Source organism: Actinomycetospora succinea, assembly GCF_004363095.1.
Lineage (GTDB): Bacteria > Actinomycetota > Actinomycetes > Mycobacteriales > Pseudonocardiaceae > Actinomycetospora > Actinomycetospora succinea.
Window position 1 is genome coordinate 510291 of sequence record NZ_SNYO01000003.1, and the last position, 25692, is coordinate 535982.

The window sequence follows — 25692 nt, forward strand, 5'->3', positions numbered from 1 at the left end:
TGTCCCCAGAACCTCCACCGACATCACGCGTCCGGGCCACCAGATCCACCCCCTGTCGTCCTAGCGACCGCAGTCGTTTCACGGACCGTGCCCGAATCGACCACGTAGCGTGCTCCCTGCAGGTCGTCCGGCACATCGTCGTCCACCGCGGCCGTCACGAGCACCTGCTCGGCGCGTGCGGCGGTGCGCGCCAGCGCCCGGCGGCGCCGGACGTCGAGCTCGGCGAAGACGTCGTCGAGCACCAGCACCGGCTCCGAGCCCTCCCCGCGCAGCAGCTCGAAGCCGCCGAGGCGCAGCGCGAGCGCGAGCGACCAGGACTCGCCGTGGCTCGCGTAGCCCTTCGCGGGGCCGTCGCCGAGCGTGAGCTCGAGGTCGTCGCGGTGGGGGCCGACGAGGCACACGCCGCGCTCGATCTCCTGGCTGCGCCGCCGGCGCATCTCCTCGAGCAGCATCGCCTCGACGTCCTCCACGGCCGGCTGCACCGCCTCCGGCGCGCCCAGGGCGTCCACGGTCTCCGCGCGCGAGCGGTAGCGCGCCCCGACCGGCTCCGACTCGGGCGCGACCTCGGCGTAGGAGGCGGTCACGTGCGGCGCGAGCGCGGCGGTGAGCTCGAGGCGCCCGGTGACGAGCGCGGCGCCGGCCCGGGCGAGGTGGGCGTCCCAGACGTCGAGCGTGCTGGTGTCGCCGCGGGCGTGGCGCGCGGTCTTGAGCAGGGCCGAGCGCTGGCGCAGCACCTTGTCGTACTCGGCTCGCACGCCCGCCCAGCGCGGCGCGCGGGAGACCAGCAGCTCGTCGAGGAAGCGGCGCCGCTCGCCCGGATCCCCCCGGACCAGCGCGAGGTCCTCGGGCGCGAACACGACCGTGCGGACGATCCCGAGCACCTCGCGCGGACTGCGCACCGGCGCGCGGTTGACCCGCGCCCGGTTGGCCTTCCCGCTCGCGATCTCGACCTGGACGGTGAGCTCGCGGCCCTCGTTGACCGCGACCGCCCGCACCGACGCCGACGACGCGCCCCGCCGGATCAGCGGGGCGTCGTTCGCGACCCGGTGCGAGGACAGGGTCGCGAGGTAGCCGACGGCCTCGACCAGGTTGGTCTTGCCCTGGCCATTGGCCCCCACCAGCACCGATACCCCGGGCGCGAAGGTGAGGTCGGCCTGTTCCCAGGAGCGGAAGTCGGTGACCGAGAGCGCCCGGACGTACATCCGCTCCCTCAGCCCCCCGTGGGCGGCTCGTTAGCGGCCTCGCCGGCCTTGTGCGTGGCGTGCCCGCCGAACTGGGCACGCAGCGCCGCGACCGCCTTCATGGCCGGCGAGTCGACCTGGCGCGAGGCGAACCGCGCGAACAGGGCCGCCGAGATCACCGGGGCCGGCACGGCGTGCACGATCGCCTCGTCGACGGTCCAGCGGCCCTCGCCGGAGTCCTCGGCGTAGCCGGTGATCTGGTCGAGGTGCGGGTCGGCCTCGAGCGCCCGGACCATGAGGTCGAGCAGCCAGCTGCGCACCACGGTGCCGCGGCTCCACGCCTTCATCACGGCACCGACGTTGTCGACCGGGCCGCCGGCGGACAGCAGCTCGTAGCCCTCCGCGTAGGCCTGCATGAGGCCGTACTCGACGCCGTTGTGGACCATCTTCGCGTAGTGCCCCGCGCCGACCGGGCCGGCGTGCACGAAGCCCTCCTCGCGCGGGCCCTCGGGCCGCAGGGCGTCGAACACCGGCAGCAGCCGCTCGATGTCGGCGGCGTCGCCGCCCGCCATGAGGCCGTAGCCCTCGGTGCGGCCCCAGACCCCGCCCGAGACGCCGCAGTCGACGTACCGGACGCCCAAGGTGTCGAGCAGTTCCGCGTGCACGGCGTCGTCGGTGAACTTGCTGTTGCCGCCGTCGACGACCAGGTCACCGGCCTCGAGGAGGTCAGCCAGCGCGGTGACGGTCGAGTTCGTGGCCTCGCCGGCCGGGACCATCAGCCAGATCGTGCGCGGCGCCGTGAGCGTCTTGACGAGCTCGTCGAGCGAGGCGACGTCGCCCGACCCGTCGTTCGCGTACCCGACGACCTCGTGACCGGCGGCGCGCAGCCGCTCGGCCATGTTGCCGCCCATCCGTCCGAGACCGACCATCCCCAGCTGCACGTCGCCATTCCTCTCGTCTACCGCCCCACCACGGGACGTGTCCTGCGCTCGGGTCGGGGGCGGGCGGGGCGGGCCTCAGCCCGGGAGCCGCACCGGCATCAAGAGGTAGAGGTATCCGGGACGGGGATCCGGGAGGTCCTCGGCGTGGTCGCTCGGGCCGGGCTCGACGGCCGTGGCGCCGCCCTCGGCCGGCTCGGCCTCGCCGGCGCCGTCGTCGTTCGCGTCGGCGGGCGAGGCGGGCCGCAGCAGGGCGGGGCGGCTCGGCGTCGTGAACGACAGGTGGGCGTGGTCGGCCCCGAGGGCGCCCAGGCCGTCGAGCAGGTAGCCGGGGTTGAACGCGATGGTCAGCGGCTCGCCGACGAACCGGCAGGACAGCTCCTCCTCGGCGCTGCCCTCGTCGTCGCCGCCGGCGGTGAGGCGCAGCGTGTCGTCGGCGAACTCGAGACGCACCTGCGTGCCGCGCTCGGCGACCAGCGACACGCGCTTGATCGCCTCGACCAGAGGGGCGATCTCGATGACCGCCGCCGACGTGTGCTCCTTGGGCAGCAGCTGGCGGTAGCGCGGGAACTCGGCGTCGAGCAGCCGGGTGGTGGACCGGCGCCCGCCGCCGGCGAGGCCCAGCAGGCCGTCGCCGCGGGCCAGCGCGAGCTCGATGCGCGAGCCGGAGGACGTCAGCGTCTTGGCGGCCTCGGCGAGCGTCTTGGCGGGGGCGAGCAGCGCCACCTCGCCCGACTCGCCGCCGCCCGCGCTCTCGCCCGGCTCCCAGGCGAACTCGCGGACGGCGAGGCGGAACCGGTCGGTGGCGGCGAGCGTGAGCGTCGAGCCGTCGATCTCGATGCGGATGCCGGTGAGCATCGGCAGCGTGTCGTCGCGGCCGGCGGCGACCGCGACCTGCGAGACCGCCTGGGCGAACACCTCGGGCGCGAGCGCACCGGCGACCGGCGGCATGTCCGGCAGCTGCGGGTAGTCCTCGGCCGACATGGTCGGGAGGCTGAACCGGGCGTTGCCGCACGCGATGGCCGCGCGCGGCCCGTCGACCGTGACGTCGACCGGGTGCGGCGGCAGGGCGCGGGTGATGTCGGCGAGCAGGCGGCCGGAGACCAGCGCGCGGCCGGCGTCGCCGATCATCGCCGGGACCTCGACGCGGGCGGAGACCTCGTAGTCGAACCCCGAGACCGTCAGCGTCCCGTCGCCCTCGGTGTCGAGCAGGACGCCGCCGAGGACCGGGACGGGCGCGCGGCTCGGCAGGCTGCGGGCGACGAAGGCGACGGCGTCGGCGAGGGCGTCTCGTTCGACGCGGAACTTCATCGCGGGTCCTCCCCCTGCTCGGCCGTGCTGTGTCGATCCCTGGACGCGGGACGCACCCCGGCGCGGGTGCATCACGGTAGAGCGTGCAGGAGGGGTCCGACACTCCGGGCCCGGTCTCGATTCGAGCCGATCGGGTAGCCCTCGCCCGATCACCGCGTCGGTCCCTCCACGCGTCCACACCACCTGTTCTTCTGGAGTTCTCCTAGAAGAGAAAGACAGCAGTACCAGTAGGTCCTGTGCGTGGTGTGGATCGAGACCGTCGGCGCTGGTGGGGCGGCCGGATCCGGTGTGGACACCTCGACCCGGACCGTGCCCGGATCCGGGGACAGAGCGGCGTGTCCGGTGGACGGGCGACGGCCCGGGCTGCTCGTCCCTGCCGTTTCCACCGGCGCGCGGTGGATGTCCACAGAGTTGTCCCCAGCTGTGGGTCGATCGGGAGTCGAACGATCGCGGTGTGCTACCGGGGTCGGTGTTCGGCGATCCCGGCCGTCGTTTCGTCGTCGGCCACTGCACCTCTCGGTCACGCTGTGTCGCTCGACATGACGTCAGATCTCGACGCAGTGTGATGGTCACGGGCGTCGGCGGCGTGTCGAGGGGCGGGCGAGGCGGCACCCGCGGCGCCGGCGAGGGGCGCCCCTCGCCCGTCTATCAGAGCGAAGGTGCCCTTCGCTCAGATCGCGGACGGGCGGGAGACCGTCAGCCGCGGGCGCGCTGCTTGATGCGCGCGGTGAGCTCCTGGACCTGTTCGTAGGTCCGGCGGCGCTCGGCCATCTCCTTGCGGATCTTCTTGTCCGCGTGCATGACCGTGGTGTGGTCGCGGTTGCCGAAGGTCTGGCCGATCCGGGGCAGCGAGAGGTCGGTGAGCTCGCGGCAGAGGTACATCGCGATCTGCCGGCTCAGGGCGAGCGCCTTGGTCTTGCCCGGGCCGCAGAGGTCGTCGATGGAGACGGAGTAGAACTCGGCGGTCACCGCCATGATCGTCGGCGCCGTGATCTCCGACTGGCGGGAGTCGGGGATGAGGTCGCGCAGGACGATCTCGGCGAGCTGGAGGTCGATCGGCTGCCGGTTGAGCGACGCGAACGCCGTGACACGGATCAGCGCGCCCTCGAGCTCGCGGATGTTGCGCTCGATGCGGTCGGCGATGAACTCGAGGACCTCGGGCGGCGCGGCCATCCGCTCGCCGGCGGCCTTCTTGCGCAGGATCGCGATGCGGGTCTCGAGCTCGGGCGGCTGGATGTCGGTGATCAGGCCCCACTCGAACCGCGTGCGCAGGCGGTCCTCGAGCGTCTCCAGCCGCTTGGGCGGGCGGTCGGAGGACACGACGATCTGCTTGTTCGCGTTGTGGAGGGTGTTGAAGGTGTGGAAGAACTCCTCCTGGGTCCCCTCCTTGCCCTCGAGGAACTGGATGTCGTCCACGAGGAGCACGTCGACGTCGCGGTAGCGGCGCTGGAACGCCACCTTGCGGTCGTCGCGCAGGGAGTTGATGAAGTCGTTCGTGAACTCCTCGGTCGACACGTACCGCACCCGCATGCCGGAGAACAGCCGCTGGGCGTAGTGCCCGACGGCGTGCAGCAGGTGGGTCTTGCCGAGCCCGGAGTCGCCCCACACGAACAGCGGGTTGTAGGCGCGGGCCGGGGCCTCGGAGACGGCGACGGCGGCCGCGTGCGCGAACCGGTTCGACGCCCCGATGACGAAGGTGTCGAAGGTGTACTTCTCGTTGAGGCGCGTCTGCGAGCGCGGGGCGCCGCGGGCGGGGTCCGGGCCGGTGTCGCGCAGCTCGGTGACCGCCTCGCCGGGCCCGCGCGGGGTCCAGATCTCGTGGACGGCGGCGAGGCCGTCGCGGACCTCGTCGACCTCCTCCTCGGGGTGCGCCCGGTCCGGGTTGTGGGTGACCCGTCCGACGCCGGCGGCCGCGGCGATCGCCTCGGCCCGGTGGGAGGACGTGGGTTCGGAGGGCGACGAGGTCGCCGCGAGGTAGCCGGTGTCCGGGCCGTCGCCGTGGTGCCCGTCGGTGGACGGGTCGCCGTTCGGGGAGGCGGGCAGCGTCACGCGCGGGAGCGGGGAGGTGCTGGGGCCGACCTCGGGCGTGGGCCGCGCGCTGTGGTCGACGCGGACGGCGAGCGAGACGGGACGGCCGATGTGGCGCGAGAGCGCGGCGACGATCGGGTCCCGGAGGGCCCGCTCGATGGCCTCCTTGGCGAACTCGCTGGGGGCGGCCAGCAGCGCGGTGTCGTCGAGCAGACCGAGCGGTCGCGTCACCCGCACCCAGGCCCGCTGCTGGGGGGAGAGCACGGCCGCGTCGCCCGCGGTGAGCTCGGCGACGACCTGGCCCCAGGTCTCGTCGAGGTCGAAGAGCTGGTCCGACACCGCGCACCCCCTCCGTCCTGCCGCCGTGAGGACCGTCCGACCCGCTCGTGGGCATGCGCGTCCACAGTCTTGTCCACAACTGTGCACGACGGCTCGCTGGCGGTGACGAGCGGGTGCGACGGGCGCCCCCCAGCACCCGGGTCCTCTGTGTCTCCCCCGCTCGGGCGGCACGAGTGCCGGACCCGGGGCCGAGGACCGCGTCCTCGGCGAGAGGTGGACGCTAACAAGGCTGCGGCGGACCCCACAAGCTCCCTGCCACGAGCGTGCGGACCCGGGGTGGGAGCGTCGGTGGCGGTACCGGCTACCCTGGTCACGACCGGAGCCGGCGTCCGACGGGGGCGCCCGGCACCCACCGTGGCGTCGCGATCACGCGGCGCGTTGGAGCAGGAGTACTCGTCGTGGCCAAGGGCAAGCGCACGTTCCAGCCGAACAACCGCCGTCGGTCGAAGACGCACGGCTTCCGGCTGCGCATGCGCACGCGCGCCGGCCGTGCGGTGCTCGCCGCGCGTCGCCGCAAGGGCCGCGAGACGCTCAGCGCCTGATCGGTGTGCGGGCACGGCCCGCCGGCACGACCTGACGGGACCGCTCCCACGTGGACGCGGTCCCGTTGTCGTGTATCGGACACCCGTGCCCGCGGCCGGACCGCCTCCCACCGTGCTCCCGCGCCCCCTCCGGATCACCCGGCCCCAGGACTTCCGCCTCGTGCTGCGCCGGGGACGGCGTGCCGGCAAGCGCCGGCTGGTCGTGCACGCCCTGGCGCCCTCGGTCGTGCCGCCGACCCCGGACCGTCCGGCGCGGGCGGGTCTCGTCGTGGGCCGCGCGGTCGGCCCCGCGGTCGTCCGGCACCGCGTCAGCCGGCGGTTGCGGCACCTGCTGCGCCCGCGGCTGGAGGCGCTGCCGGCCGGGACCGACCTCGTCATCCGCGCCCAGCCCGCCGCCGGTGACGCCACCTCGGCCGAGCTCGGCGAGGACCTCGACGCCGCCCTCGCCCGCCTGCGGCTCAGGGACTGAAGAGGTAGTTGCGCTCGGTGTCGACGATCCCCGGGGCGGCCCGCCAGCCCGCCGACCACGTGTACGCGCGGTACCCCAGCTCGCCGGTGAGGCGGGCGAAGAGGTCCGCGGCGCGCACGCCGTACTTCTGCGTGTGCCGGTCCTCGATCTCGAGCAGGAGGTGGGGCCGGTGAGCGGCAAGCGTGCCGGCGGCCCCGTCGAGCAGTGCGCCCTCGGCGCCCTCGACGTCGGCCTTCACGAACGACACCCCGCCCGGCGCGAGGTCGGCGACGACCGCGTCGAGCGTCTCGATCGCCACGGACTCCAGGCGGAACCCGGCGAACTCCCGGTTCGGGCCGGCGTCGTGCGCGCCCGCGGTGACGTAGGCGCGCCCGTGGACGGGCAGCCCGCGCCGGCGGGGCACGGAGAGCTCGGCGGTGCCGGGCGTGCCACCGAGCGCGAGCCGGTGCAGGTGCACCCACGACAGGCCGGCGGCGCGGACCCCGAGCTCGAGCGCCCGGTGGGCGCCGTGCTGCGGCTCGAAGGCGTGCACGGTGCCGTCCGGCCCGACGAGGTCGGCGAGCACGTGGGTGTAGAGCCCGAACTCGGCGCCGATGTCGAGGCAGACGTCGCCCGGGCCGACCAGCTCGGCGAGCCCGAGGATCTCCTTCTCGACGACGGTGCCCCGGCGGGCGGCCGCCTCGAGCGCCCCGCGGACCGCCCGCGACCGGCGCGTCCCGCCGCGGCGGCCGGGCTCGGCGCTGGGTCGTTCGGTGGGCTGCCCTCCGGCGATCGACACGGCGCGGATGCTCCCACGGGCACGCGACGGTCCTGCCCGGGCGGTCGCTTCCCGGCGCGCGGACGGGCACCATGGAACCGACGACCGGGGTCGGCGCGGGCACATCCGCGGTGCGCGACCGTGACCCCGACGAGGAGGACGGCATCGGTGGGTGAGGTGGCCGCGTCCCCCGACGCCGGCGCGGGTCGCCCGTCGATCGCGGTCCGCGCGCTGGTCTCCGTGCTCCGGTTCTACCAGCGGTGGATCTCGCCGATGTTCCCGCCGTCGTGCCGCTTCCACCCCAGCTGCAGTGCCTACGCGGTCGGCGCGCTGCGCACGCACGGGGTCGTGATCGGCACGGGCTTGACCCTGGTCAGGGTGGCCAAGTGCGCACCCTGGCACCCTGGAGGCCTGGACCCGGTGCCACCGCGTGAGCACCGGACGTGGTGCGGGTGGCCCCGCCGCGCCGCCGAGACGGGGGACGACACCCCCAACACCGAGGAGCGAGAGCAGTGCTGAACTTCATCTACTACCCCGTGTCCGGGATCATGTGGTTCTGGCACGAGGTGTTCGGCTTCGTCCTCGGACCCGCCAACGGCTTCGCGTGGGCGCTGTCGGTCATCTTCCTGGTCTTCACCCTGCGCGCGCTGCTGATCAAGCCCTTCATCAGCCAGGTCCGCTCGATGCGGAAGATGCAGGAGTTCCAGCCGCAGATCAAGAAGCTGCAGGAGAAGTACAAGAACGACAAGCAGAAGCTCGCCGAGGAGATGCAGAAGCTCCAGAAGGAGCACGGGGTCAACCCCCTCGGCGGCTGCCTCCCCCTGCTGGTCCAGCTGCCGGTCTTCATCGGCCTGTTCCACGTGCTGCGCGGCTTCCAGCCGAACTACCCGTACAACTACGTCTTCGACCGGGCCGACATCGAGTCGTTCACCAACGCCGACATCTTCGGCGTGAAGCTGAACGAGGCGATCGCCGGCGGGATGCAGTCGCTCGGCACCATCTCGTTCAACTTCGGCGAGTTCCAGGCGCACGTCCTCCCGGTGGCCCTGCCGCTGATGATCCTCGCGGCCGTCGCCACCCACTTCACGGCGCGCGTCTCGCAGCAGCACCAGAGCCCGGCGGCCGCGGCGAACCCGCAGGCAGCGATCATGGGCAAGATCACGATGTGGCTGTTCCCGGCCGGTCTGCTGGTCTTCGGTGCCTTCTTCCCGATCGCGATCCTCATCTACTTCCTGAGCCAGAACACCTGGACGCTCGGCCAGCAGTTCCTCATCTACCGCAAGATCGCCCGCGAGGAGGACGAGAAGCGCGAGCAGGCGCGCGAGCAGCGTGACGCGCTCGCCCCCAAGCCGGGCCAGAAGCCGCAGGTCGGCCAGAAGCCGCAGGTGGGCCAGAAGCCGCAGCGCCAGACCGCGGTCGCCGACACCGCCGCCGCCGACGAGGCCGTCGACACGACGGCCGATGACGCACCCGGCGACTCCGCTCCCGCCCCGCAGGGCGGGGCCCAGGCCGGTGGGGGCAAGAACGGCGTGGCCCAGACCGGCGGGGGCAAGGGCGGCGGCAAGAACGCCGGCGGGTCCGGGCGGCGCGCCCCGGGCAAGGTCGGCCCCGCGCGCAACGGCGGCGGCGGTGCCCGCCAGGGCTCCGGCAACGCGACGCCGGGCAAGGTCAACCGCGGCAACGGGGCGGGCAACGGGTCGGGCAACGGGTCGGGCAACGGCTCCGGGAACGGCTCGGGCAACGGCTCCGGGAACGCGGGCAAGGGCGGCGGCAAGGGCGGCCAGCTCACCTCGTCGGGCCAGGGCACCAAGCGCGGCAAGAAGAAGAAGTAGCTCGCGGACGGCGAGCGCCGACGGCCCACGATCCGTCGGCCCGCCGCCGCGAGTCCCGGCCACCGCGCGGCAGCGCGAGCCGGACCCATCAGACCCGCACGCACGCGAGAGGGGCGCGGAGCGTGCCAGGAGAGGCCCCGTCACGGGGCCCGGCGGAAGGAGACGGCGTGTCGGAGACGGTGGCGTCGCAGGAGAAGGACGAGTCGACCGAGTCGACCGGGTCGACGGGGGCGGCCGGGCCGTCCGAGGACGCACCCCGCGCGGAGCGCAGCTCGGAGGACCAGCTCGTCCGTGAGGGCGACATCGCGGGCGACTACCTCGAGCGCCTGCTCGACATCCTCGACTTCGACGGGGACATCGACCTCGACGTCGAGGCCGGGCGCGCGATCGTGAGCGTCGACGGCGGCAAGGACCTCGAGAAGCTCGTCGGTGCGCGCGGCGACGTGCTCGAGGCGCTCCAGGAGCTGACGCGCCTCGCGGTGCAGCAGTCGACCGGATCCCGCAACCGCCTCATGCTCGACGTCGCCGGCTGGCGCTCGCAGCGCCGGTCGGAGCTCACCGACCTCGGCCGCACCGCGGCCCAGGAGGCCAAGGACACCGGGCGCTCGCAGCGCCTGCGCCCGATGACGCCGTTCGAGCGCAAGATCGTGCACGACGCCGTCGCCGCGGCGGGCGGGGTGCGCAGCGAGAGCGAGGGCGAGGAGCCCCGCCGTCGCGTCGTGGTCCACCCGGCGGGCTGACGACCGTGGCGTTCTGCGGTGCACCGTCTCGGTGTGTTCCACGTGGAACACGACCGTGAGCACGACCCAAGACGGGTCCACGGACGGCACGGGCCCGATCGACACCCCGGCCGTCCCCGAGACGCCGACCGGTGCCGCCGAGGTGTTCGGCGACCGGTTGGCGGCGGCGGAGCGGTACGTGGCGCTGCTCGCGGGCCCCGGTCACGAGCAAGGGGTGATCGGGCCTCGCGAGCTGCCGCGTCTGTGGGAGCGGCACGTCCTCAACAGCGCGACGATCGGTGAGGTGCTGCCCGCCGACGCCTCGGTGGTCGACGTCGGCTCCGGCGCCGGCCTCCCCGGCATCCCGCTCGCGCTGGCCCGCCCCGACCTCGCCATCACGCTCCTGGAGCCCATGGCCCGCCGGGTCGCGTGGCTGGAGCGGGTCGTCGACGAGCTCGGGCTGACGACTGTCACCGTCGTCCGCGGGCGCGCGGAGGAGCGCGAAGCGCGGCGTCGGTGCGGCGAGAGCGACGTCGTCACCGCGCGGGCCGTGGCGCCGATCGGGCGACTCGCCACCTGGACGCTGCCCCTCGTGCGGCCGGGTGGGATCCTGGCCGCGATGAAGGGCGCGAGCGCCGCGAGCGAGATCGAGCGGGACCTCAAGGAGATCCGCGCGGCCGGCGGGGACGACCCGCGGGTGGTGAGCTGCGGCGTGGGAGACGCGGCGACCACCGTCGTGCTGGTAAGCCGGAGCGAACGACGCGGCCCCTCCCCCGGTTCTGGGCGCCGCGTCCGCGGCAGGAAGGATCGTGCCCGTGACTGAGCGACCGACCTCCCCGTCCGGCCGCACCGTTCCACGTGAAACGCGCGGCGACCGACCCTCCGCCGAGAAGGTGCGCGAGGCCGTCAGCGACGCCGCGGCCAGTGTCGGCGCGGGCGTGGTCGGCGCCGGCGAGGTCCTCTACCCGCACGGCGAGGAGGGCCTCACGCCGATCGCGGAGGAGGCCGCCCGCGCGGCACGGGTGCTGCACCCCGAGGACCACCGGCTGCCCCGCCCCTCGGAGCGACGCATCATCACCGTCGCCAACCAGAAGGGCGGCGTCGGCAAGACCACCAGCACGGTGAACCTCGCCGCGGCGCTGTCGCTGCACGGCGCGCGCGTGCTCGTCGTCGACCTCGACCCCCAGGGCAACGCGAGCACGGCGCTCGGGGTCGACCACCGCAGCGGGACGCCGTCCATCTACGAGGTCCTCCTCGGCGAGATGACCATCGACGAGGCCGCGGCGGTCTGCGAGCGCTCCGAGGACCTCCTGTGCGTGCCGGCGACGATCGACCTCGCCGGCTCGGAGATCGAGCTGGTCTCGATGCTCAACCGGGAGTCGCGGCTCAAGAACGCGCTCACCACCGAGGCGCTCGACCGGCTCGACGTCGACTACGTCCTCATCGACTGCCCGCCGTCGCTGGGCCTGCTCACGCTGAACGCGATGGTCGCGGCGCCCGAGGTGCTCATCCCGATCCAGTGCGAGTACTACGCGCTCGAGGGGCTGTCGCAGCTCCTCAACAACATCGCCCTCGTGCAGTCGCACCTCAACCCGGGGCTGCACGTCTCGACGATCCTGCTGACCATGTACGACGGCCGCACCAAGCTCGCCGACCAGGTGACCTCCGAGGTGCGCAACCACTTCGGCGAGGTCGTGCTCCGCACGGTGATCCCGCGCAGCGTCAAGGTCTCCGAGGCGCCGGGCTTCGGCCAGACGGTGCTCACCTACGACCCGGGATCCCGTGGAGCGATGAGCTACCTCGACGCCGCCCGGGAGTTCGCGGCCCGCACGATGGTGCGGCGCCAGCCCGAGGGCGAGGGGGCACGATGACCGAGCGGACCGAGCGTCGGGGCGGGCTGGGGCGCGGGCTCGCCGCCCTGATCCCCACCGGTCCCCCGGAGACCGACGGGACCGCCGCCCCGCCGTCGCGCCACGGGCTGGGCAACCAGGCCGCCGACGTCATGTTCGGGGCCCGTCGCAGTGACGCGCCCGCCCCCACCGCGGACGACACCGCGCCCACGGCGAACGGCGCCGCGGCCGCCCCCGAGGCGTCCGGCGAGGTCGCCGGCGCGGTGTACCGCGAGGTGCGCCTCTCCGGGATCCGGCCGAACCCGAAGCAGCCGCGGACGGTGTTCGACGAGGAAGCCCTCGGCGAGCTCGAGCACTCGATCCGCGAGTTCGGGCTGCTGCAGCCGATCGTCGTCCGCGAGCTGCCCGAGCCGGAGCCGGGCGTCGACGGCGGGCCGTCGCTGACCCACGAGCTCGTCATGGGCGAGCGCCGCTGGCGGGCCGCCCAGAAGGTCGGCCTCGAGCACATCCCGGCGATCGTGCGCCGGACGCCGGACGACACGCTGCTGCGCGACGCGCTGCTCGAGAACATCCACCGCGTCCAGCTCAACCCGCTCGAGGAGGCGGCCGCCTACCAGCAGCTGCTCACCGAGTTCGACGTGACGCACGAGCAGCTCGCCGACCGCATCGGCCGCAGCAGGCCGGCGATCACGAACACCATCCGGTTGCTCCGGCTGCCCGTCGCGGTGCAGCGCCGGGTCGCGGCCGGCGTGCTGTCGGCCGGCCACGCCCGCGCGCTGCTCGGCCTCGAGGACGCGGCGGCCCAGGAGGAGCTCGCGGCCCGCATCGTCGCGGAGGGGATGTCGGTCCGCGCCGCGGAGGAGGCGGTCACGCTCGCCCGCGGCGGGCAGCCGCCGGCCAAGCGCGCCCCGGCCCGCCGGCCGATGCACGCCCCGGGCCTCCAGGACCTCGCCGAGCGGCTGTCGGACACCTTCGACACCCGCGTGAAGGTCGAACTGGGTCAGCGGAAGGGACGGATCGTCGTCGAGTTCGGCTCGGTCGACGATCTGGAGCGCATCGCCCGTCTGATGGGCCCGGACCCCTCCTCGGGGCCCCCACCCCGGGACTGATCGTCCCGGGGCTCAGCGTCGATCTGGGGGCGCCCTGAGATCGACGCAGAGCAGCGGCCGTGTCCGGGTAGGACCACACTGGGTGATTCCGGGGAACCGTTCGTCCACCCGGGGGACCCGCGAGCGGCACCGTCCGGAGCGGGGACCGTATCCTCACCGCGGACGACGGTCGGGAAGTCGGGGAAGGCGGAACGCGTGTCGCGCACCTGTGTCGGGGTCACCCTCGACAACATCGAGGAGCTGCCGAAGCAGTGCCGTCGCTGTGTCTACTGGGAGATCCCCCCACACCTGACCGACCAGGCCGAGGAGTTCGGCACCCTCGAGCTCGAGAAGGAGGCCTGGGTCTCCGGCGTGCTCCTCGAGTGGGGCTCGTGCGGGCGGGTGGCCCACGTCGACGGTGTCCCGGCCGGCTTCGCCTTCTTCGCCCCGCCGACGGTGGTGCCCCGCGCCGCGGCCTTCCCGACGGCGCCCGTGTCCCCGGACGCCGTGCTCCTGTGCGGGCTGCACGTGCTGCCCGACTTCGCCGGTGAGGGCATCGGTCGGCTGCTGATCCAGGACGTCGTCCGCGACCTCACCCGCCGCGGGGTCAAGGCGGTCGAGGCGTTCGCCGACGACACCGACCGGGCGCGGGCCGAGGCGCACGGGCGCACGGACCTCGACACGCCGACCTGCGTGCTGCCGGCGGCGTTCCTGCGCGCGGTCGGGTTCAAGACCGTCGCGCCGCACCCGCGGTGGCCGCGGCTGCGCTACGAGCTGCGCACCGGATTCAACTGGAAGGAGGACGTCGAGGCCGCCATCGCCCAGCTGCTGGGCTCGGTGACGATCTCGACGGCCCCGGCCGCGGTGCCGTCCCCGGCGAGGGCGACCTGCCGAACCACCCCGTGAGGTGACCGGCCCGTCGGCTCAGACGCCGGCGGGCCGGTTGCTCTCGCGCTGCAGGACCTCGGCCCAGGTGAACGTGCCGGTGGGCTTGTCGTCCTGGCCGAGCAGGTAGAGCCGCTTGACCGCGACGAGGATGCTCTCGGCGACGACGTCGCGGAAGCCCGGGTCGAGCAGGGCCGCGCGGTCGCGGTCGTTGGTCAGGTAGCCGATCTCGACGCGCACCGCGGGCATGCGGGTGAGCCGCAGCAGCTCCCAGGGGCGCGGGTGCACGCCGCAGTCCAGCATGCGGGTGCGGGCGAGGAGCTCACGGTGGATGAAGCCCGCCAGGGCCTCGCCGACCGTCGAGGTGGCGCCGTTGCCGGTGCCGAAGTGGAACGCGGCGAGGCCGTTGGCGGCGGGGCTGGCGTTGGCGTCGACGTGCAGCGAGAGCACGACGTCGGCGCCCGCGGAGTTGGCGAACCCGGCGCGCTCGGCGTCGGTGGGGCAGTCCTGCGGGCCGTGGGAGAGCAGCGCCTCCATGCCGGCCGCGGCCATGCGCCCCTCGAGGCGGCGGGCGATGTCGCCGACGATCCCGGCCTCGGTGACCGCCTCCGGACCCTGGCCCACCGAGACGCCGCGGTCGGCGCCCCCGTGACCCGGGTCGATGACGATGCGCTTGCCGGAGAGCCGCGGGCCGGCCCGGTGCAGGCGCTCCTGCTCGCGCAGCAGGCCCGGGCGTCCGCCGGTGACCTTGCGACCGAGGTAGCCCAGGTGGCGCAGGGTGCGCGGGCCGCACATGCCGTCGGGGCTCATGCCGTAGTCGCGCTGGAAGCTGCGCAGGGCCTGCTCGGTCTGGCGGCCGAACACGCCGTCGGCGCGTCCGGAGTCGTACCCCAGCTCGAGGAGCCGCTCCTGCAGCGAGAACACGTCGTCGCCGGTGAGGGGCTGCTGGGTGTTGAGGAGCAGCATCCGGTCGCCGAGGGCCCAGCGGGCGTCGCGCAGGGCGCGGTAGGTGGCGGGCCCGACGATGCCGTCGGTGATGAGGCCACGGTGCTGCTGGAAGATGCGCACGGCCTGCTCGAGCTGGTCGTCGAACAGGGCCGGACCGGGGCCCGCGGGCTCGAGGATGCCCATCTCCTCGAGTGCTGCCCGGACCTCGGCGACCGGCGGGCCGGCGTCACCGCGGCTCAGCAGCTGCATGCAGTTCGCTCCCGCTCGTCCGCGTCCGTTGTCCGGACTCCACGTCTCGTCGCGCTTCACTGGCGTCTCATTGTGCCCTGTCCGGCGCCTCCCACCGTGAAGTGGGGCGATGTCGTTCGCGGGCCGCGGGTCACGGTTCGGGCTCGACGGGCGGACGCAGGACGGCGCCGGGCGGCCACCACGGGGATGGCTACCCGGCGCCGGGCGCGACGAACGGTCGATCGGGAGGATCGGGCCGTGTCAGTTGATGACGTCGGAGAGGTCGTCGAGCAGGACCGACTTCGGCTTGGCGCCGACGATCTGCTTGACCGGCTTGCCGCCCTGGAAGACCAGCAGGGTCGGGATCGACATGACCTGGTAGTCGCGCGCGGTGGCGGGGTTCTGGTCGATGTCGAGCTTGGCCACGGTCAGCTTGTCGCCGTGCTCGGCGGCGATCTCCTCGAGGACCGGCGCGACCATCTTGCAGGGGCCGCACCAGGTCGCCCAGAAGTCGACGACGACGGGCTTGTCGCTCTGCAGGACCTCGTCGGCGAAGGTGGCATCGGTGACGTTCACGGGCGCGCTCATCGCGGCTTTCCTCTCCCAGGGGACGGTGACGGGATGTCGGGACGGATCAGGACGGGGCGGGGACGGCGTCGCCGGCGGGCTCGGACGATCCCTCGTCCACCGAGCCGCGGGTGCCCCCACGGGCCTCGGGGCCACCGTCGCGGGCGTGGATCGAGTCGAGCTCGTCGACCTCGGCACCGTCCACCCCCGGGGTGGGCGGCGGCGCGGTGTCGCGGGTGTTGCTCGGCTGCTCGGCGAGCCAGCGCTCGGCGTCGATGGATGCCTGGCACCCGCTGCCGGCGGCCGTGATGGCCTGCCGGTAGGTGTGGTCGACGAGGTCGCCACAGGCGAAGACACCGGGGATGTTGGTGCCCGTGCCGGGCAGCGCCACGCGGACGTAGCCCTCGTCGTCGGTGTCGACGACGTCGCGCACGAGGCCCGAGCGCGGGTCGTGGCCGACGGCGACGAAGAAGCCGGACACGTCCAGCGTCTCCTCCTCGCCGGTGACGGTGTTGCGGACCCGCACGCCCTCGACGGTGTTCTCGCCGAGGACCTCCTCGACCACCGTGTCGGTGCGGATGGTGATCTTCGGGTCCTTGCGGGCGCGGTCCAGCATGATGCCCGACGCCCGGAACTCGCTGCGGCGGTGCAGGATCGTCACTGACCGGGCGAACCGCGTGAGGAAGGTGGCCTCCTCCATCGCGGAGTCGCCGCCGCCCACCACGACGATGTCGTGGTCGCGGAAGAAGAAGCCGTCACAGGTGGCGCAGGCGCTGACGCCGCGGCCGAGCAGCTTCTCCTCGCCGGGCACGCCGAGGTAGCGGGCCTGGGCGCCCATCGCGAGGATGATCGAGCGGGCGCGGTACTCGGTGCCGTGCGCGCGGACCGACTTGACGTCCCCGGTGAGGTCGAGCGCGTCGACGTCCTCGGGGCGCAGCACCGCGCCGAAGCGCTCGGCCTGGCGGCGCATCTGGTCCATCAGCTCGGGGCCCTGGATCTCCTCGGCGAAGCCGGGGTAGTTCTCGACACCGGTGGTGGTCATGAGGGCGCCGCCGAACTGGCTGCCCTCGAACACCACCACGTCGAGCTGGGCCCGCGAGGCGTAGACCGCTGCCGTGTACCCGGCCGGGCCCGAGCCCACGATGATGACGTCGTGGATGGTCTGGTCGCTCACGTGGTCGTCAACGTCTCGGGGGCCCTCAGGATTCCCCACGCGACGCCGCTCACCGGCCGACGAGCGTGTCGGAGACGGTGAGCGGCGCCCCGGGCGCGCATCCGGGCTCCACGACCAGCAGGCGGAAGCGCGCCGCTGTACCCGTGGGCAGCACGAGCAGCACGCCGGCGCGCCCGTCGACGACGACCTGCCGTGCGCCCGCCGGTCGGGTCCCCGGCGGCACCCCGTGGGCGGCGAGACAGCCCGCGAGGCGTCCGGGATCGGTGAGCGGTCCGTAGTCGGCGCGCCCCAGACCGGCCCGCAGGGCCGACACGCCGTCGCCGCTGCCCAGCACCGGCGTGTCGGGCGGCGGGGCCGGCGCGGCGGTCGGCGTCGGGGCGGGCACGGCCGGCGTGGCGACGGAGGCGACGACCACCGCGACCGCGGCCGCTGCGGCGACGGCGAGCGCCGCGGCGCCGACCAGGAGGCGCCGGAACCGGCGGGGGCGGACGGGGTCGTCGACGGGGTCGTGGACGGCGTCGTCGACGGGCTCGGCACGCTCGGCGGCCAGCGCCCGGTCGATGTCGCCGAGGAGCCCGGCCGGCATCGCCGGGGTGCGCGCGGCGTGGGCCGCGAGGTCGGCACGGGTGCGCGCCAGCGCGGCGGCCACCTCGGGGTCGCCCGGGTCGGGGATGTCGGGCCGGTCGGGCCGGTGGTCGGCACGGTCGTCGTCGGTCACGGTCCTCCTCCCCTCCGGGCCCGCCTGGTCGGTCCGCTCGTGGTTTGGACGCCGCCGGTGCCCCCGTCGTTCCCGCCGGCTTCGTCGCGGGTGGTGTCGCGGGTCTCGTCGCGGGGCCGCAGATGGCCGAGCAGCCCCGCCAGGCGGCCCCGCGCCCGGGCGCACCGGCTCTTGATGGTGCCCTCGGCGACCCCGAGGATCGCCCCGGCCTCGGTGACGGAGAAACCGTGCACGTCGACGAGCACCACCGCGAGCCGTTGGCCGTCCGGCAGCGCGGCGAGGGCGTCGGCGACCGTGAGCCGGGTGAGGTGGTCGTCGATCCCGTCGCGCGGGGTGGGCAGGTCGTGGCCGGCGAGCGGCTCGACGGCCCGGGTGCGGCGGCGCCGGATGCGGTCCAGGCAGGCGTTCACGGTGATGCGGTGCAGCCACGTCGACACCTCGGACTCCCCGCGGTAGCGGTGGGCGCTGCGCAGGGCGGACACGAAGGTCTCCTGGACGGCGTCGGCGGCGTCCTCGCGATGGTCGAGGGTGCGGAAGGCGAGCAGCCACAGGCGCTCGGCGTAGCGGCGCACGAGCTCGTCGAACGCCCCGGCCTGCCCCGCCACGTGCGCCGCGAGCAGCGCGCGGTCGCTGCGGACGTCAGCAGGCGACGGGGGCGGCTCGGGCACGGACCGGGACGCTAGCCACCGGCGCGCCGCCCCCGGGGCCGTTTGGGGAAAGCCGGCTCAGGGACCCGCGCGCTCGATCGTCACGTCGGCGAGCTCGCTGATGTAGCGGTCGTCGTCGTCCTGCCCGAGCGCCGTGATCCAGACGAGCAGGTTGCCGGTCGGCGGCGCGGCCTGCAGGGGGATCCGGAGCTGGTCGCCCTCGACGGTCCCGCTGCCGAGCAGCTGGGTCTGGGCGATCGGCACGTCGGCGGCGGGCGCGGACCGGATCTCGATGCGGGTGCCGGGGCTGGGCGAGCGGACCGTCACCGCGGCCACCGCGGACGGCGCCGTGAACGTGGTCATCATCCCGATGCCGGGCTTGAGCGCCGGGAGCTGCTGGCGGTACTGCGAGGTCGACCAGGTGGTCGACGGGTCGTTGTCCGCCGCGCGGTTGATGCGGGTCGGGTTGTCGGGGCTGCCCGCCGGGCTGTACACGGCGACGCTCGAGAGCTGGACCGGGCCGCCCGGCGCGGGGGCCGGGGCGGGCGCGGGAGCCGGCGTGCCCGGGGGCGGGGCGGCCGCGGACGGGGTCTCGGGCGGGATGACGACGACGGGCGGCGCCGACGAGCCGCCGCCCGCGACCACCGAGACGACCTGGTAGGTGAGGAACCCGAGGATCGCGAGCGTGGCCAGCACGAGCGCGGTGACCCCGAGGCGCAGCTTCTTCTTGCGCGACGGGTCGGGACCCGGCTCCGGGACGCCGTCGTCGTGCCACACCTCGGTGGGGTCGTCGGCGTCGATCGTCTGGCCGTTCTCGAGCACCGGCAGCAGCACGCCGTCGTCCTCGAGACCCTCGCGCATCTGGGTGACGAGGCGGTGCACGGCGGCGGCGGTGCGGATGCCGCCGTCCTCGTCGAGGGTGCGGTCGACCAGCGCCGCGAGCTCGGTCGGCAGGTCGGGACGTAGCTGGCGGGCCGACACCGGCGCGCCGTCGGGCCCGTGGGGCGCGGGGCGCAGGCCGGCCGGGGTCCGCGCGCCCTCGCTGCCGGGCCAGCGGGCGGTCAGCAGCAGGTAGAGCAGGGCGCCGAGGCCGTGGACGTCGTCGGCGTTCGTGGCGTCGCCGCGCGGCATCGGGAACGCGAGACGGGTGGCGGCGCGGGCACTGACCCGCACGCGCTGCGGGTGGTCGAGGCCGAGGACGAGCCCGGAGCGGTGCGCCGCGGCCACGGCGTCGGCGAGCGGCTCGATGACGCGCAGCGCGGCGCTCGGGCGCAGCGGGCCGTCGGCGACGAGCTCGGCGAGGTCGCGCCCCGGCGTCCACTCGGCGACCGCGGCCCCCAGCACCCCGGGCGGGAGCGGGCTGCCGCCGGGCCGGACGACGTCGAGGATGCGGGCGGCGTGCGGGTGCTCGAAGTGCGCCGAGCGCGTGGCCCGGGACAGCGCCGCCCCGGCGCGGGCGTCGCCCTGCCAGGAGCCGACGAGCAGGGTGATCGCCACGTCGCGCTCGAGCATGACGTCGCGCGCCTTCCACAGGGTGGCGTCGGCGCTGCGGTCGCGGCCCACCTCGGCGACCAGGCGGTAGCGGTCGGCCAGCAGGGTGCCGGGCATGAGCGCCCCGGCGGCGGGCATGGGACCGGACGGCGGACCGGGGCGGCGGGCACCGCCCGGACCACGCTGCGGGCGACGCGGCGGCGCCGGGAAGGGCCCCGAGGGCGGCCCGGGAGGACCGGCCGGACCCGGACCCTGCGCGGCGGGCCCGCGCGGCGAGCGGCCGGCGCCGTTGGGGGTGGCGGACGTCGTGCCGGTGGCCTCCGAGGTCGCCGAGGTCGCTGACGCCGACTCGGTGCGGGCCACGTGCATGGTCGGACCGTCGATGCCGACACCGGTGCGGCGCGGCGGGGTCGACGCGGGCGGCTCGTGCCCGTTCGTCTCCCGGCCGGCGGCCTCGGTCTCCTCGGACGGGGGGCTCGCGGGCGCGCGGTCCCCCGACGGTTCGCCGGCCACCTCCCTCACCTCCCCCTCGACGTCGTGCGAGCCTACGGGACTGTCGGTCCGCCTCGGGGGACGCCGGGCCCGCCGTCGGGGTTGCCCCGGACACCCGCGTGGACGAACGCCGGTCCGGCGGGTGGTCAGGTCCGCGCGCGCCCTCGGCCCAGCAGGCGGCGCAGACGGGAGACCACCGGCTCCAGCTCGGGCACGCGCAGCAGCCGCATGGCCACGGCGACGACCACGAGGAAGGCCGTCGAGCCGCTGACGAGCACCAGCCACGACCGGAGCACGAGCGACGTGCTCCCCCCGAGGACCCGCTCCAGCAGCGTCACGCAGAGCACGGCCACGAGCACCGCGACGATCGACGCCAGCAGCGACAGCACGAACGTCCGCAGCACCCGCCGGGTGTCCAGGTGGCCGAGGCGGATGCGCAGCCAGATGTTGCCGACCACCAGGCCGACGACGAACCCGAACGCGTTCACCCCGGCGAGCCCGAGGACGACCTGCTCGGGCGGCAGGAGCACCGGGCAGAGGTAGGCCATCGGCACCTTGATCGCCGTGATGACGACCATGATGAGCGTCGGCGTGCGGGCGTCGTTCATCGCGTAGAACACGCGCATCTGGAGCATGACGACGGCCATCGGGAGCAGCCCGAAGGCCGATGCGGCCATCGCCCCGCCGAGCGACGCGGCGCCCTCCGGGCCGGAGCGCCCGACGCTGAACAGCGCGACGCCGAGCTGGGAGCCGAACACCGTGAGCAGGGCGCTCATCGGCAGCAGCGTCACCGTGGACAGCCGCGTGCCCAGCGACAGGTCGGCGACGACCTGGTCGGTGCGCCCGTTCGCGGCGGCGGCGCTCATCCGGGGCATCAGGGCGGTCAGCAGCGACACGCCGAGCACGCCGTAGGGCACCTGGATGAGCAGCCAGGCGTAGCTGTAGATCGCCGGCCCGCCCTCGTCGGAGCCCGAGGCCACGCGCAGGATCGCGGCGAGCCCGACCTGGCTGACCAGCACGTACCCGACGACCCAGGCCGCGAGCCCGCCGAACGCCGAGAGGCGGCGGTCCCACCCGAAGCGCCACTTCCAGTGGAAGCCGACGCGGCGCATCGCCGGGAGCATCACCGCGGCCTGCACGACGATCCCCAGCGTGCTGCCGAGCCCGAGGACCAGCAGCTGGGTGCTCGAGATGCCCACGGGGGGTGACGGGAGGACCGCGTAGATGCCGAGCGCGACGAGCGCGACGAGGTTGTTCAGCACCGGCGCCCAGGCGGCGGGACCGAAGTTGGCCCGCGAGTTGAGGATCGCCCCGAACAGGGCGCCCATGCCGTAGAAGAAGATCTGCGGCAGGAGCAGGTAGGCGAAGTCGACCGCGAGGTCGACGTCGACGCTCGGGTCCAGGTAGGGCCGGATGAGCAGGGGTGCCGCGACGACCGCGAGCGTCGTCGCGACGAGCAGGCCCACGGTCGCGCCCGAGAGCAGCTTCTGGGCGAACGCGTCGCCGCGGTCGCCGTCCTCCTTCGCGGCCTGGACGAGCACCGGGATGACGACGCTGGTCAGCACCCCGCCGAGCAGCAGCTCGAAGATGATGTTCGGCAGCGTGTTCGCGACGTTGAACGAGCTGCCGACGAGGTTGAGGCCGACGATCGCGGTCAGCCCGAGCGTGCGCAGGAAGCCCGTGAGACGGCTGACGAGGGTCGCGACGGCCATGCCGCCCGACGCCTTGACCAGCGCCTTGTCGTCGCGGGCGGAGTCGTCGGCCGGGTCGCGGGGCGCGGGGACCGCGGACGCGTCCTGCTCCAGCGGCGCGCGCGGGAGCAGCACGGTCTCGTCGAGGGACCCGGCGACGCTCCACGACGCGAGCGGGGCCGGGCGGGCGGTGCGCACGGTGCGCTCGTCGCGCGGGCCGGTGCGGAGGGCCTCGGTGCGGTGCGGGTCGACCGCCGGGCGGCCGGGCACGGTCGCCGTGAGGTCGCCGGCGTCGGCCGGGTCGGCGGCCCCCGTGGCGTCGACGGCCTCGACCGCGGCGGTGGGGGCGGTCAGGCCGGTGGTCGACGGCTCGGCCGCGGCGGCGCCGGGCGGCGAGCCGGGCGGGCGCGTCGGGGGCACCGGGCCGCCGGCGGGCCGTCCGGGCGGTCCGGAGCGGCTGGTCGGGGCGCCGGGACGTCCGGGCGCGGCCGGTCCCGAGGGGTGGCCCGGCGGGACGGGGCCGGGGGGCGGTCCGCCGTGGCCCGGGGGTCCGGCGGGCGGGCCGGCCGGCGGAGGACGCGGCGGCGCGGGCGGCGGCAGCGGGCCCTGGCGGGGGTGCCCCGGCGGTGGTCCCGGCGGCGGGGACCCCTGGGGCGGGGACCCCTGGGGCGGGGACCCCTGGGGCGGGGACCCCTGGGGCGGGGACCCCTGGGGCGGGGACCCCTGCGGAGGCGGTCCCTGCGGCGAGGGACCCGGTGGCTGCGGTCCCTGGGGCGACGGGCCGGGCCCCTGCGGCGGGGAAGCGAGCCCCTGGGGCGGCCGCGGCGCCCCGGCGGGCGGGGCGGGCGGCGGTCCGGGACGTCCGGGCTGCCCCAGGGGCGCGCCGGGCGCACCCGGCCGCGCCGGCGGCCCGTCGGCGGGCGCCGGCGGGGGCGGCGGGGGGACGACGTCGGGAGCCGCGTCGGGATCGCGCCCGGCCCCGACCTCGTCGGCGGGCGCGTCGTCCGGCCGGCGGGCCGTCACCGCTTCTGCAGCTCGCGCGTCGGGAGGTCCGTCCCCTCCGGCCCCTCCGGACCGGTCGGGTCCCCGCGGCGATGCCTGCGGCGGGACGTCCGGTCGCGGCGCGCCGCCAGCACCCGGCGAGCGATCCGGACGCTCGCCAGGATCACCAGCACGACGGCTGCGGACGCGGTCAACCACACCGTGATCGTGCCGTAGGCCGTCGATCGCAGCAGCAGACGAGCCGTCGGACCGAGAGGTTCACCCCCCGGTGTCCGGGCCTGGGCGTCCACCTGGAACTGCCCGGCGCGGGTGACCTCCACCTCGACCTGGACCTGCCTGCTGCCGAACGCGGGCACGGTCACGACGGGCAGCGGCGCGGTGCGCAGGCCGTTCGTGGGCTCGAGCACGACCTGCACCCGCACGGCCACCGGCAGGCGGTTCTCCACCGTGAGCAGCAGAGGGGCGTCGTTCGTGCCGAGCGAGTACGACCCCGACGGCTGGACGACCCGCACGGCCGCGCGCAGGTCGCCGACCTGTCGCTCGACGGCACCGACCTGGGCGTCCTGGACCGCCGGGTCCCCGCGCCACGCCGCGGAGAGGCTGCGCAGGATCGCGTCGGTGAGCGGTTCCACGTAGTCCGACGGCGACGGCGCGCCGACCCCGTCGCGCTCCGTGGCCGCGAGCAGCTCGCGCTGACGGTCGCGGGCGGCGGCGGCGCGGGCCACGACGGACTCCTGCACGGCGTCGACGTCGCGGGACCGGGCGCCGAGCGTGCCGCGGGGCAGCGGGGTGGTCGCGTCGACCCCGGCCACGACGCTGCCGAGGTCGAGGGGGCGGGCGAGCCCGAGGCGGGTCAGGTCCTCGATGCCGGCGAGCAGCGCGCCCGCCTCGGCGTCGTCGGCGGCCCAGTCGGTGGGCGGGGCGACCACCTCGACCGGCGGGGGCCCGGTCGCGGGCGTGTCCTGGAGGGCCCGCAGCCCCAGCACCCCGAGGGCGTCCTGGGCGGCGAGCGGCGCGGAGGTCCCGGCGGGGCTCGTGGAGTCGCCGTCGTCGTCCGTGCGGGGGCCGAGCGCCTCCGCGGCGACCGGGTCGAGGGTGACGGCCGCGGGCCCGGGCGTGCCGGGGAGCCGGGCGAGCGCGCCGGTCGGGAGCGTGCCGTCGAGCACGTCGCCGTCGAGCAGGAGGTTGCGCGTGCCGCCGGCGGCGAGGGCGGCGGCGGTGCGCTCGTCGACGACGCCGCCGGCGGGCCAGACCGTGTCGGCGACCGGCGTGGTCTGCAGGATGTCGCCGACCCGCCGGGTCCCGGTGCTCAGGGCGGCCGCGGTGAGGTCGGGCTGGCCCCCGCGGGTCGTGGCGACGAGGTCGGTGCCGGCGTACGGCAGCGCGGTGACGCAGCGCCCGCGCGCCTGCGTGCGGACGGCGTCGAGCCACCGGCCCGCGGCCGCCGCGCCCGTGCCGGCCGTGGTGCCGCCGCCCGGCGTGCGGACCTCGTAGCCGCCGGACATCGCCTGGGCGGTCTCGAGCAGGTCGGCGTCGACCGCGAGGCACACCGAGCGCGCCGCGGCCGACCCGGGCGGCGCGGAGCGGCCCAGGGCGTCGACGAGCCCGGCGAGCCGGCCGCCGGGGGCGAACGACGTGGACAGGTCGTCGTCGGTGAGCAGCGTCGGCGCGCCGGGCAGGACCGGGATCCGCCGGGGCCGGTCGGCCAGCGGGTAGAGCAGCGAGACCCCGACCGCGCGGCCGACCGGGGGTGCCGCGGGCGGGCCGCCCCCGGGCACGCCGACGACGGGCAGCAGGAAGCGGACGGCGCCGAGGCGCGTCGCGCCCGCGCCGCCGAGCGCGCCGTCGACGCCCACCACCACGGGGTGCACGCCGGCCGCGGCGATCGCGAGCGAGCCGGGGCCGGTCAGCGGCACGCGCACGAGGAACGGCGCCTCGGTGCCCGGGGCGATCTGCGGGGCGACCTCGATCGAGGGCGTGCGCACCGGGGCGCCCGCGGTGTCCGCCCCGTCGAGCGCGCCGAGCGCCGCCCGGCTGCCCGACACGGCCGCGCCGCGCTCGAGGCGCACGCCCACGTCGCGGGCGGTGACCGCGGACCGGTTGACGACCCGCCCGCTGACGACGAGCTCGGGCGGCCCGTCGGCGGTGACCACCCGGGGCGTGAGGGTGTCGAGGACGACGTCCACCGAGCGCTCCCCCGGCGCCGCCACCGCGGCCGGCGGTGCGAGCAGCACGAGCAGCAGCCCCACCAGGGCCACCACGAGGCCCGGCAGGGGACGACGGAGACGACGCAGGGCTCCCCGCGGACCGCGGGGAGGGCTCACGCCGACTCCTCCAGGATCTGGGCGGCGCGGCGCACCAGGCGGCGCTCGTCGGCGTAGGCCAGGCGGGAGTCGAGCTCGCCGAGGGGCACCCACGCGACCTCGGTGACCTCGACGTCGGCGTCCGAGAGCTCGCCGCCGTGGGCCCGCAGGAGGTAGTGGTGCACGGTCTTGTGGATGCGCCGGTCCTCGGCCACGAACCAGTAGTCGATGCTGCCGAGGAACGCCCGCACGGACGCGATGATGCCGGTCTCCTCCTCGACCTCGCGCACGGCGGCCTGCTCGGCGGTCTCGCCCTCCTCGAGGTGGCCCTTCGGCAGCGACCACAGCAGGCGCCCACGACGGTCGAGGCGGCCGATGAGGGCCGCACTCGTGCCGGCGGCGTCGACGACGAGGCCTCCCGCCGAGGTCTCGTCGACCGTGCGCATCCGCCGCCGGGAGCCGCGTCGTCGCCGGTCGCCGGACCGGCGGGAC

The 25692-nt window shown here is 75.4% G+C and carries 23 protein-coding genes; 9 read left to right on the forward strand and 14 right to left on the reverse strand.

Annotated features, from left to right (window positions below; translation table 11 throughout):
- Positions 1 to 23: 23 nt before the first annotated feature.
- The 4 genes from recF to dnaA form a co-directional block, all read right to left on the reverse strand.
- On the reverse strand, positions 24 to 1202 hold the full coding sequence (gene recF / locus EV188_RS13725; protein ID WP_133826809.1) for a DNA replication/repair protein RecF: 1179 nt from the start codon (positions 1200 to 1202) through the stop codon (positions 24 to 26).
- 8 nt (positions 1203 to 1210) lie between these two features.
- Complete coding sequence (gnd, locus tag EV188_RS13730; protein ID WP_133827109.1) at positions 1211 to 2110, reverse strand: phosphogluconate dehydrogenase (NAD(+)-dependent, decarboxylating); 900 nt, start codon at positions 2108 to 2110, stop codon at positions 1211 to 1213.
- An 87-nt stretch (positions 2111 to 2197) separates the two neighbouring features.
- Complete coding sequence (gene dnaN, locus EV188_RS13735; protein WP_133826810.1) at positions 2198 to 3430, reverse strand: DNA polymerase III subunit beta; 1233 nt, start codon at positions 3428 to 3430, stop codon at positions 2198 to 2200.
- A gap of 696 nt (positions 3431 to 4126) precedes the next feature.
- Positions 4127 to 5797 (reverse strand): chromosomal replication initiator protein DnaA, encoded by a 1671-nt coding sequence (gene dnaA, locus EV188_RS13740; RefSeq protein ID WP_166659872.1) that lies wholly within the window; start codon positions 5795 to 5797, stop codon positions 4127 to 4129.
- Positions 5798 to 6195: 398 nt separating this feature from the next.
- Between dnaA and rpmH the strand changes: the two genes are divergently transcribed.
- Both rpmH and rnpA read left to right on the forward strand, forming a co-directional pair.
- A complete protein-coding gene (rpmH, locus tag EV188_RS13745; RefSeq protein ID WP_133826811.1) occupies positions 6196 to 6339 on the forward strand; it encodes a 50S ribosomal protein L34 in 144 nt (47 codons plus the stop codon).
- Between the two features lie 112 nt (positions 6340 to 6451).
- Positions 6452 to 6808: a ribonuclease P protein component gene (gene rnpA / locus EV188_RS13750; protein ID WP_133826812.1), complete on the forward strand. Its 357-nt coding sequence runs from the start codon at positions 6452 to 6454 to the stop codon at positions 6806 to 6808.
- Here rnpA and EV188_RS13755 read toward each other — a convergent pair.
- Positions 6798 to 7586: an FkbM family methyltransferase gene (locus EV188_RS13755; RefSeq protein WP_208114176.1), complete on the reverse strand. Its 789-nt coding sequence runs from the start codon at positions 7584 to 7586 to the stop codon at positions 6798 to 6800. The two genes, rnpA and EV188_RS13755, sit on opposite strands and share 11 nt — an antisense overlap.
- A 147-nt stretch (positions 7587 to 7733) precedes the next feature.
- Between EV188_RS13755 and yidD the strand changes: the two genes are divergently transcribed.
- The 7 genes from yidD (at position 7734) to EV188_RS13790 (ending at position 13960) form a co-directional block, all read left to right on the forward strand.
- On the forward strand, positions 7734 to 8084 hold the full coding sequence (gene yidD, locus EV188_RS13760) for a membrane protein insertion efficiency factor YidD (protein WP_208114177.1): 351 nt from the start codon (positions 7734 to 7736) through the stop codon (positions 8082 to 8084).
- The gene (gene yidC, locus EV188_RS13765) at positions 8078 to 9397 is read left to right on the forward strand and encodes a membrane protein insertase YidC (protein WP_133826814.1); all 1320 of its coding nucleotides are present in this window, start codon (positions 8078 to 8080) and stop codon (positions 9395 to 9397) included. Before yidD ends, yidC begins: the two co-directional genes overlap by 7 nt.
- 167 nt (positions 9398 to 9564) lie before the next feature.
- On the forward strand, positions 9565 to 10137 hold the full coding sequence (locus tag EV188_RS13770; protein ID WP_133826815.1) for a Jag family protein: 573 nt from the start codon (positions 9565 to 9567) through the stop codon (positions 10135 to 10137).
- A gap of 97 nt (positions 10138 to 10234) precedes the next feature.
- Positions 10235 to 10939, forward strand: a complete 705-nt coding sequence (gene rsmG, locus EV188_RS13775; RefSeq protein ID WP_133827111.1) for a 16S rRNA (guanine(527)-N(7))-methyltransferase RsmG — start codon at positions 10235 to 10237, stop codon at positions 10937 to 10939.
- Positions 10940 to 11054: 115 nt separating this feature from the next.
- Positions 11055 to 11987 (forward strand): ParA family protein, encoded by a 933-nt coding sequence (locus tag EV188_RS13780; RefSeq protein ID WP_133827112.1) that lies wholly within the window; start codon positions 11055 to 11057, stop codon positions 11985 to 11987.
- Entirely contained in the window at positions 11984 to 13075 is a 1092-nt protein-coding gene (locus EV188_RS13785) for a ParB/RepB/Spo0J family partition protein (RefSeq protein WP_133826816.1), read from the forward strand. Before EV188_RS13780 ends, EV188_RS13785 begins: the two co-directional genes overlap by 4 nt.
- Positions 13076 to 13270: 195 nt before the next feature.
- Positions 13271 to 13960: a GNAT family N-acetyltransferase gene (locus EV188_RS13790; RefSeq protein ID WP_133826817.1), complete on the forward strand. Its 690-nt coding sequence runs from the start codon at positions 13271 to 13273 to the stop codon at positions 13958 to 13960.
- Positions 13961 to 13978: 18 nt separating this feature from the next.
- On the opposite strand, the gene EV188_RS13795 is transcribed toward EV188_RS13790, so the two are convergent.
- The 9 genes from EV188_RS13795 to EV188_RS13835 all read right to left on the reverse strand — a co-directional run bounded on the left by EV188_RS13795 (position 13979) and on the right by EV188_RS13835 (position 25646).
- Positions 13979 to 15136 carry an N-acetylmuramoyl-L-alanine amidase gene (locus EV188_RS13795; RefSeq protein ID WP_133826818.1) on the reverse strand — a complete coding sequence of 386 codons (1158 nt, stop codon included), beginning with the start codon at positions 15134 to 15136 and terminating at the stop codon, positions 13979 to 13981.
- Between the two features lie 240 nt (positions 15137 to 15376).
- Positions 15377 to 15703, reverse strand: a complete 327-nt coding sequence (gene trxA, locus EV188_RS13800) for a thioredoxin (protein ID WP_133826819.1) — start codon at positions 15701 to 15703, stop codon at positions 15377 to 15379.
- A 46-nt stretch (positions 15704 to 15749) separates the two neighbouring features.
- Positions 15750 to 16856 carry a thioredoxin-disulfide reductase gene (gene trxB, locus EV188_RS13805; protein ID WP_133826820.1) on the reverse strand — a complete coding sequence of 369 codons (1107 nt, stop codon included), beginning with the start codon at positions 16854 to 16856 and terminating at the stop codon, positions 15750 to 15752.
- A 49-nt stretch (positions 16857 to 16905) separates the two neighbouring features.
- Complete coding sequence (locus EV188_RS13810) at positions 16906 to 17574, reverse strand: hypothetical protein (protein WP_133826821.1); 669 nt, start codon at positions 17572 to 17574, stop codon at positions 16906 to 16908.
- Positions 17571 to 18242: an RNA polymerase sigma factor SigM gene (gene sigM / locus EV188_RS13815; RefSeq protein WP_133826822.1), complete on the reverse strand. Its 672-nt coding sequence runs from the start codon at positions 18240 to 18242 to the stop codon at positions 17571 to 17573. Before sigM ends, EV188_RS13810 begins: the two co-directional genes overlap by 4 nt.
- 57 nt (positions 18243 to 18299) lie before the next feature.
- Positions 18300 to 20225 (reverse strand): protein kinase family protein, encoded by a 1926-nt coding sequence (locus tag EV188_RS13820; protein ID WP_133826823.1) that lies wholly within the window; start codon positions 20223 to 20225, stop codon positions 18300 to 18302.
- A 125-nt stretch (positions 20226 to 20350) separates the two neighbouring features.
- Positions 20351 to 22315: a murein biosynthesis integral membrane protein MurJ gene (gene murJ / locus EV188_RS13825; protein WP_243741717.1), complete on the reverse strand. Its 1965-nt coding sequence runs from the start codon at positions 22313 to 22315 to the stop codon at positions 20351 to 20353.
- 599 nt (positions 22316 to 22914) lie between these two features.
- On the reverse strand, positions 22915 to 25221 hold the full coding sequence (locus tag EV188_RS31575; RefSeq protein WP_166659873.1) for a DUF6049 family protein: 2307 nt from the start codon (positions 25219 to 25221) through the stop codon (positions 22915 to 22917).
- The gene (locus EV188_RS13835) at positions 25218 to 25646 is read right to left on the reverse strand and encodes an NUDIX hydrolase (RefSeq protein WP_243741718.1); all 429 of its coding nucleotides are present in this window, start codon (positions 25644 to 25646) and stop codon (positions 25218 to 25220) included. The genes EV188_RS31575 and EV188_RS13835 overlap by 4 nt, the downstream gene beginning before the upstream one ends.
- Positions 25647 to 25692: the final 46 nt, after the last annotated feature.

What these genes read in the sequence shown, in the direction of transcription:
- recF (WP_133826809.1), bottom strand. Translation starts at nt 1,202, where the DNA reads ATGTACGTCCGGGCGCTCTCGGTCACCGACTTCCGCTCCTGGGAACAG.
- gnd (WP_133827109.1), bottom strand. Translation starts at nt 2,110, where the DNA reads ATGGTCGGTCTCGGACGGATGGGCGGCAACATGGCCGAGCGGCTGCGC.
- dnaN (WP_133826810.1), bottom strand. Translation starts at nt 3,430, where the DNA reads ATGAAGTTCCGCGTCGAACGAGACGCCCTCGCCGACGCCGTCGCCTTC.
- EV188_RS13785 (WP_133826816.1), top strand. Translation starts at nt 11,984, where the DNA reads ATGACCGAGCGGACCGAGCGTCGGGGCGGGCTGGGGCGCGGGCTCGCC.
- EV188_RS13795 (WP_133826818.1), bottom strand. Translation starts at nt 15,136, where the DNA reads ATGCAGCTGCTGAGCCGCGGTGACGCCGGCCCGCCGGTCGCCGAGGTC.
- trxA (WP_133826819.1), bottom strand. Translation starts at nt 15,703, where the DNA reads ATGAGCGCGCCCGTGAACGTCACCGATGCCACCTTCGCCGACGAGGTC.
- EV188_RS13835 (WP_243741718.1), bottom strand. Translation starts at nt 25,646, where the DNA reads ATGCGCACGGTCGACGAGACCTCGGCGGGAGGCCTCGTCGTCGACGCC.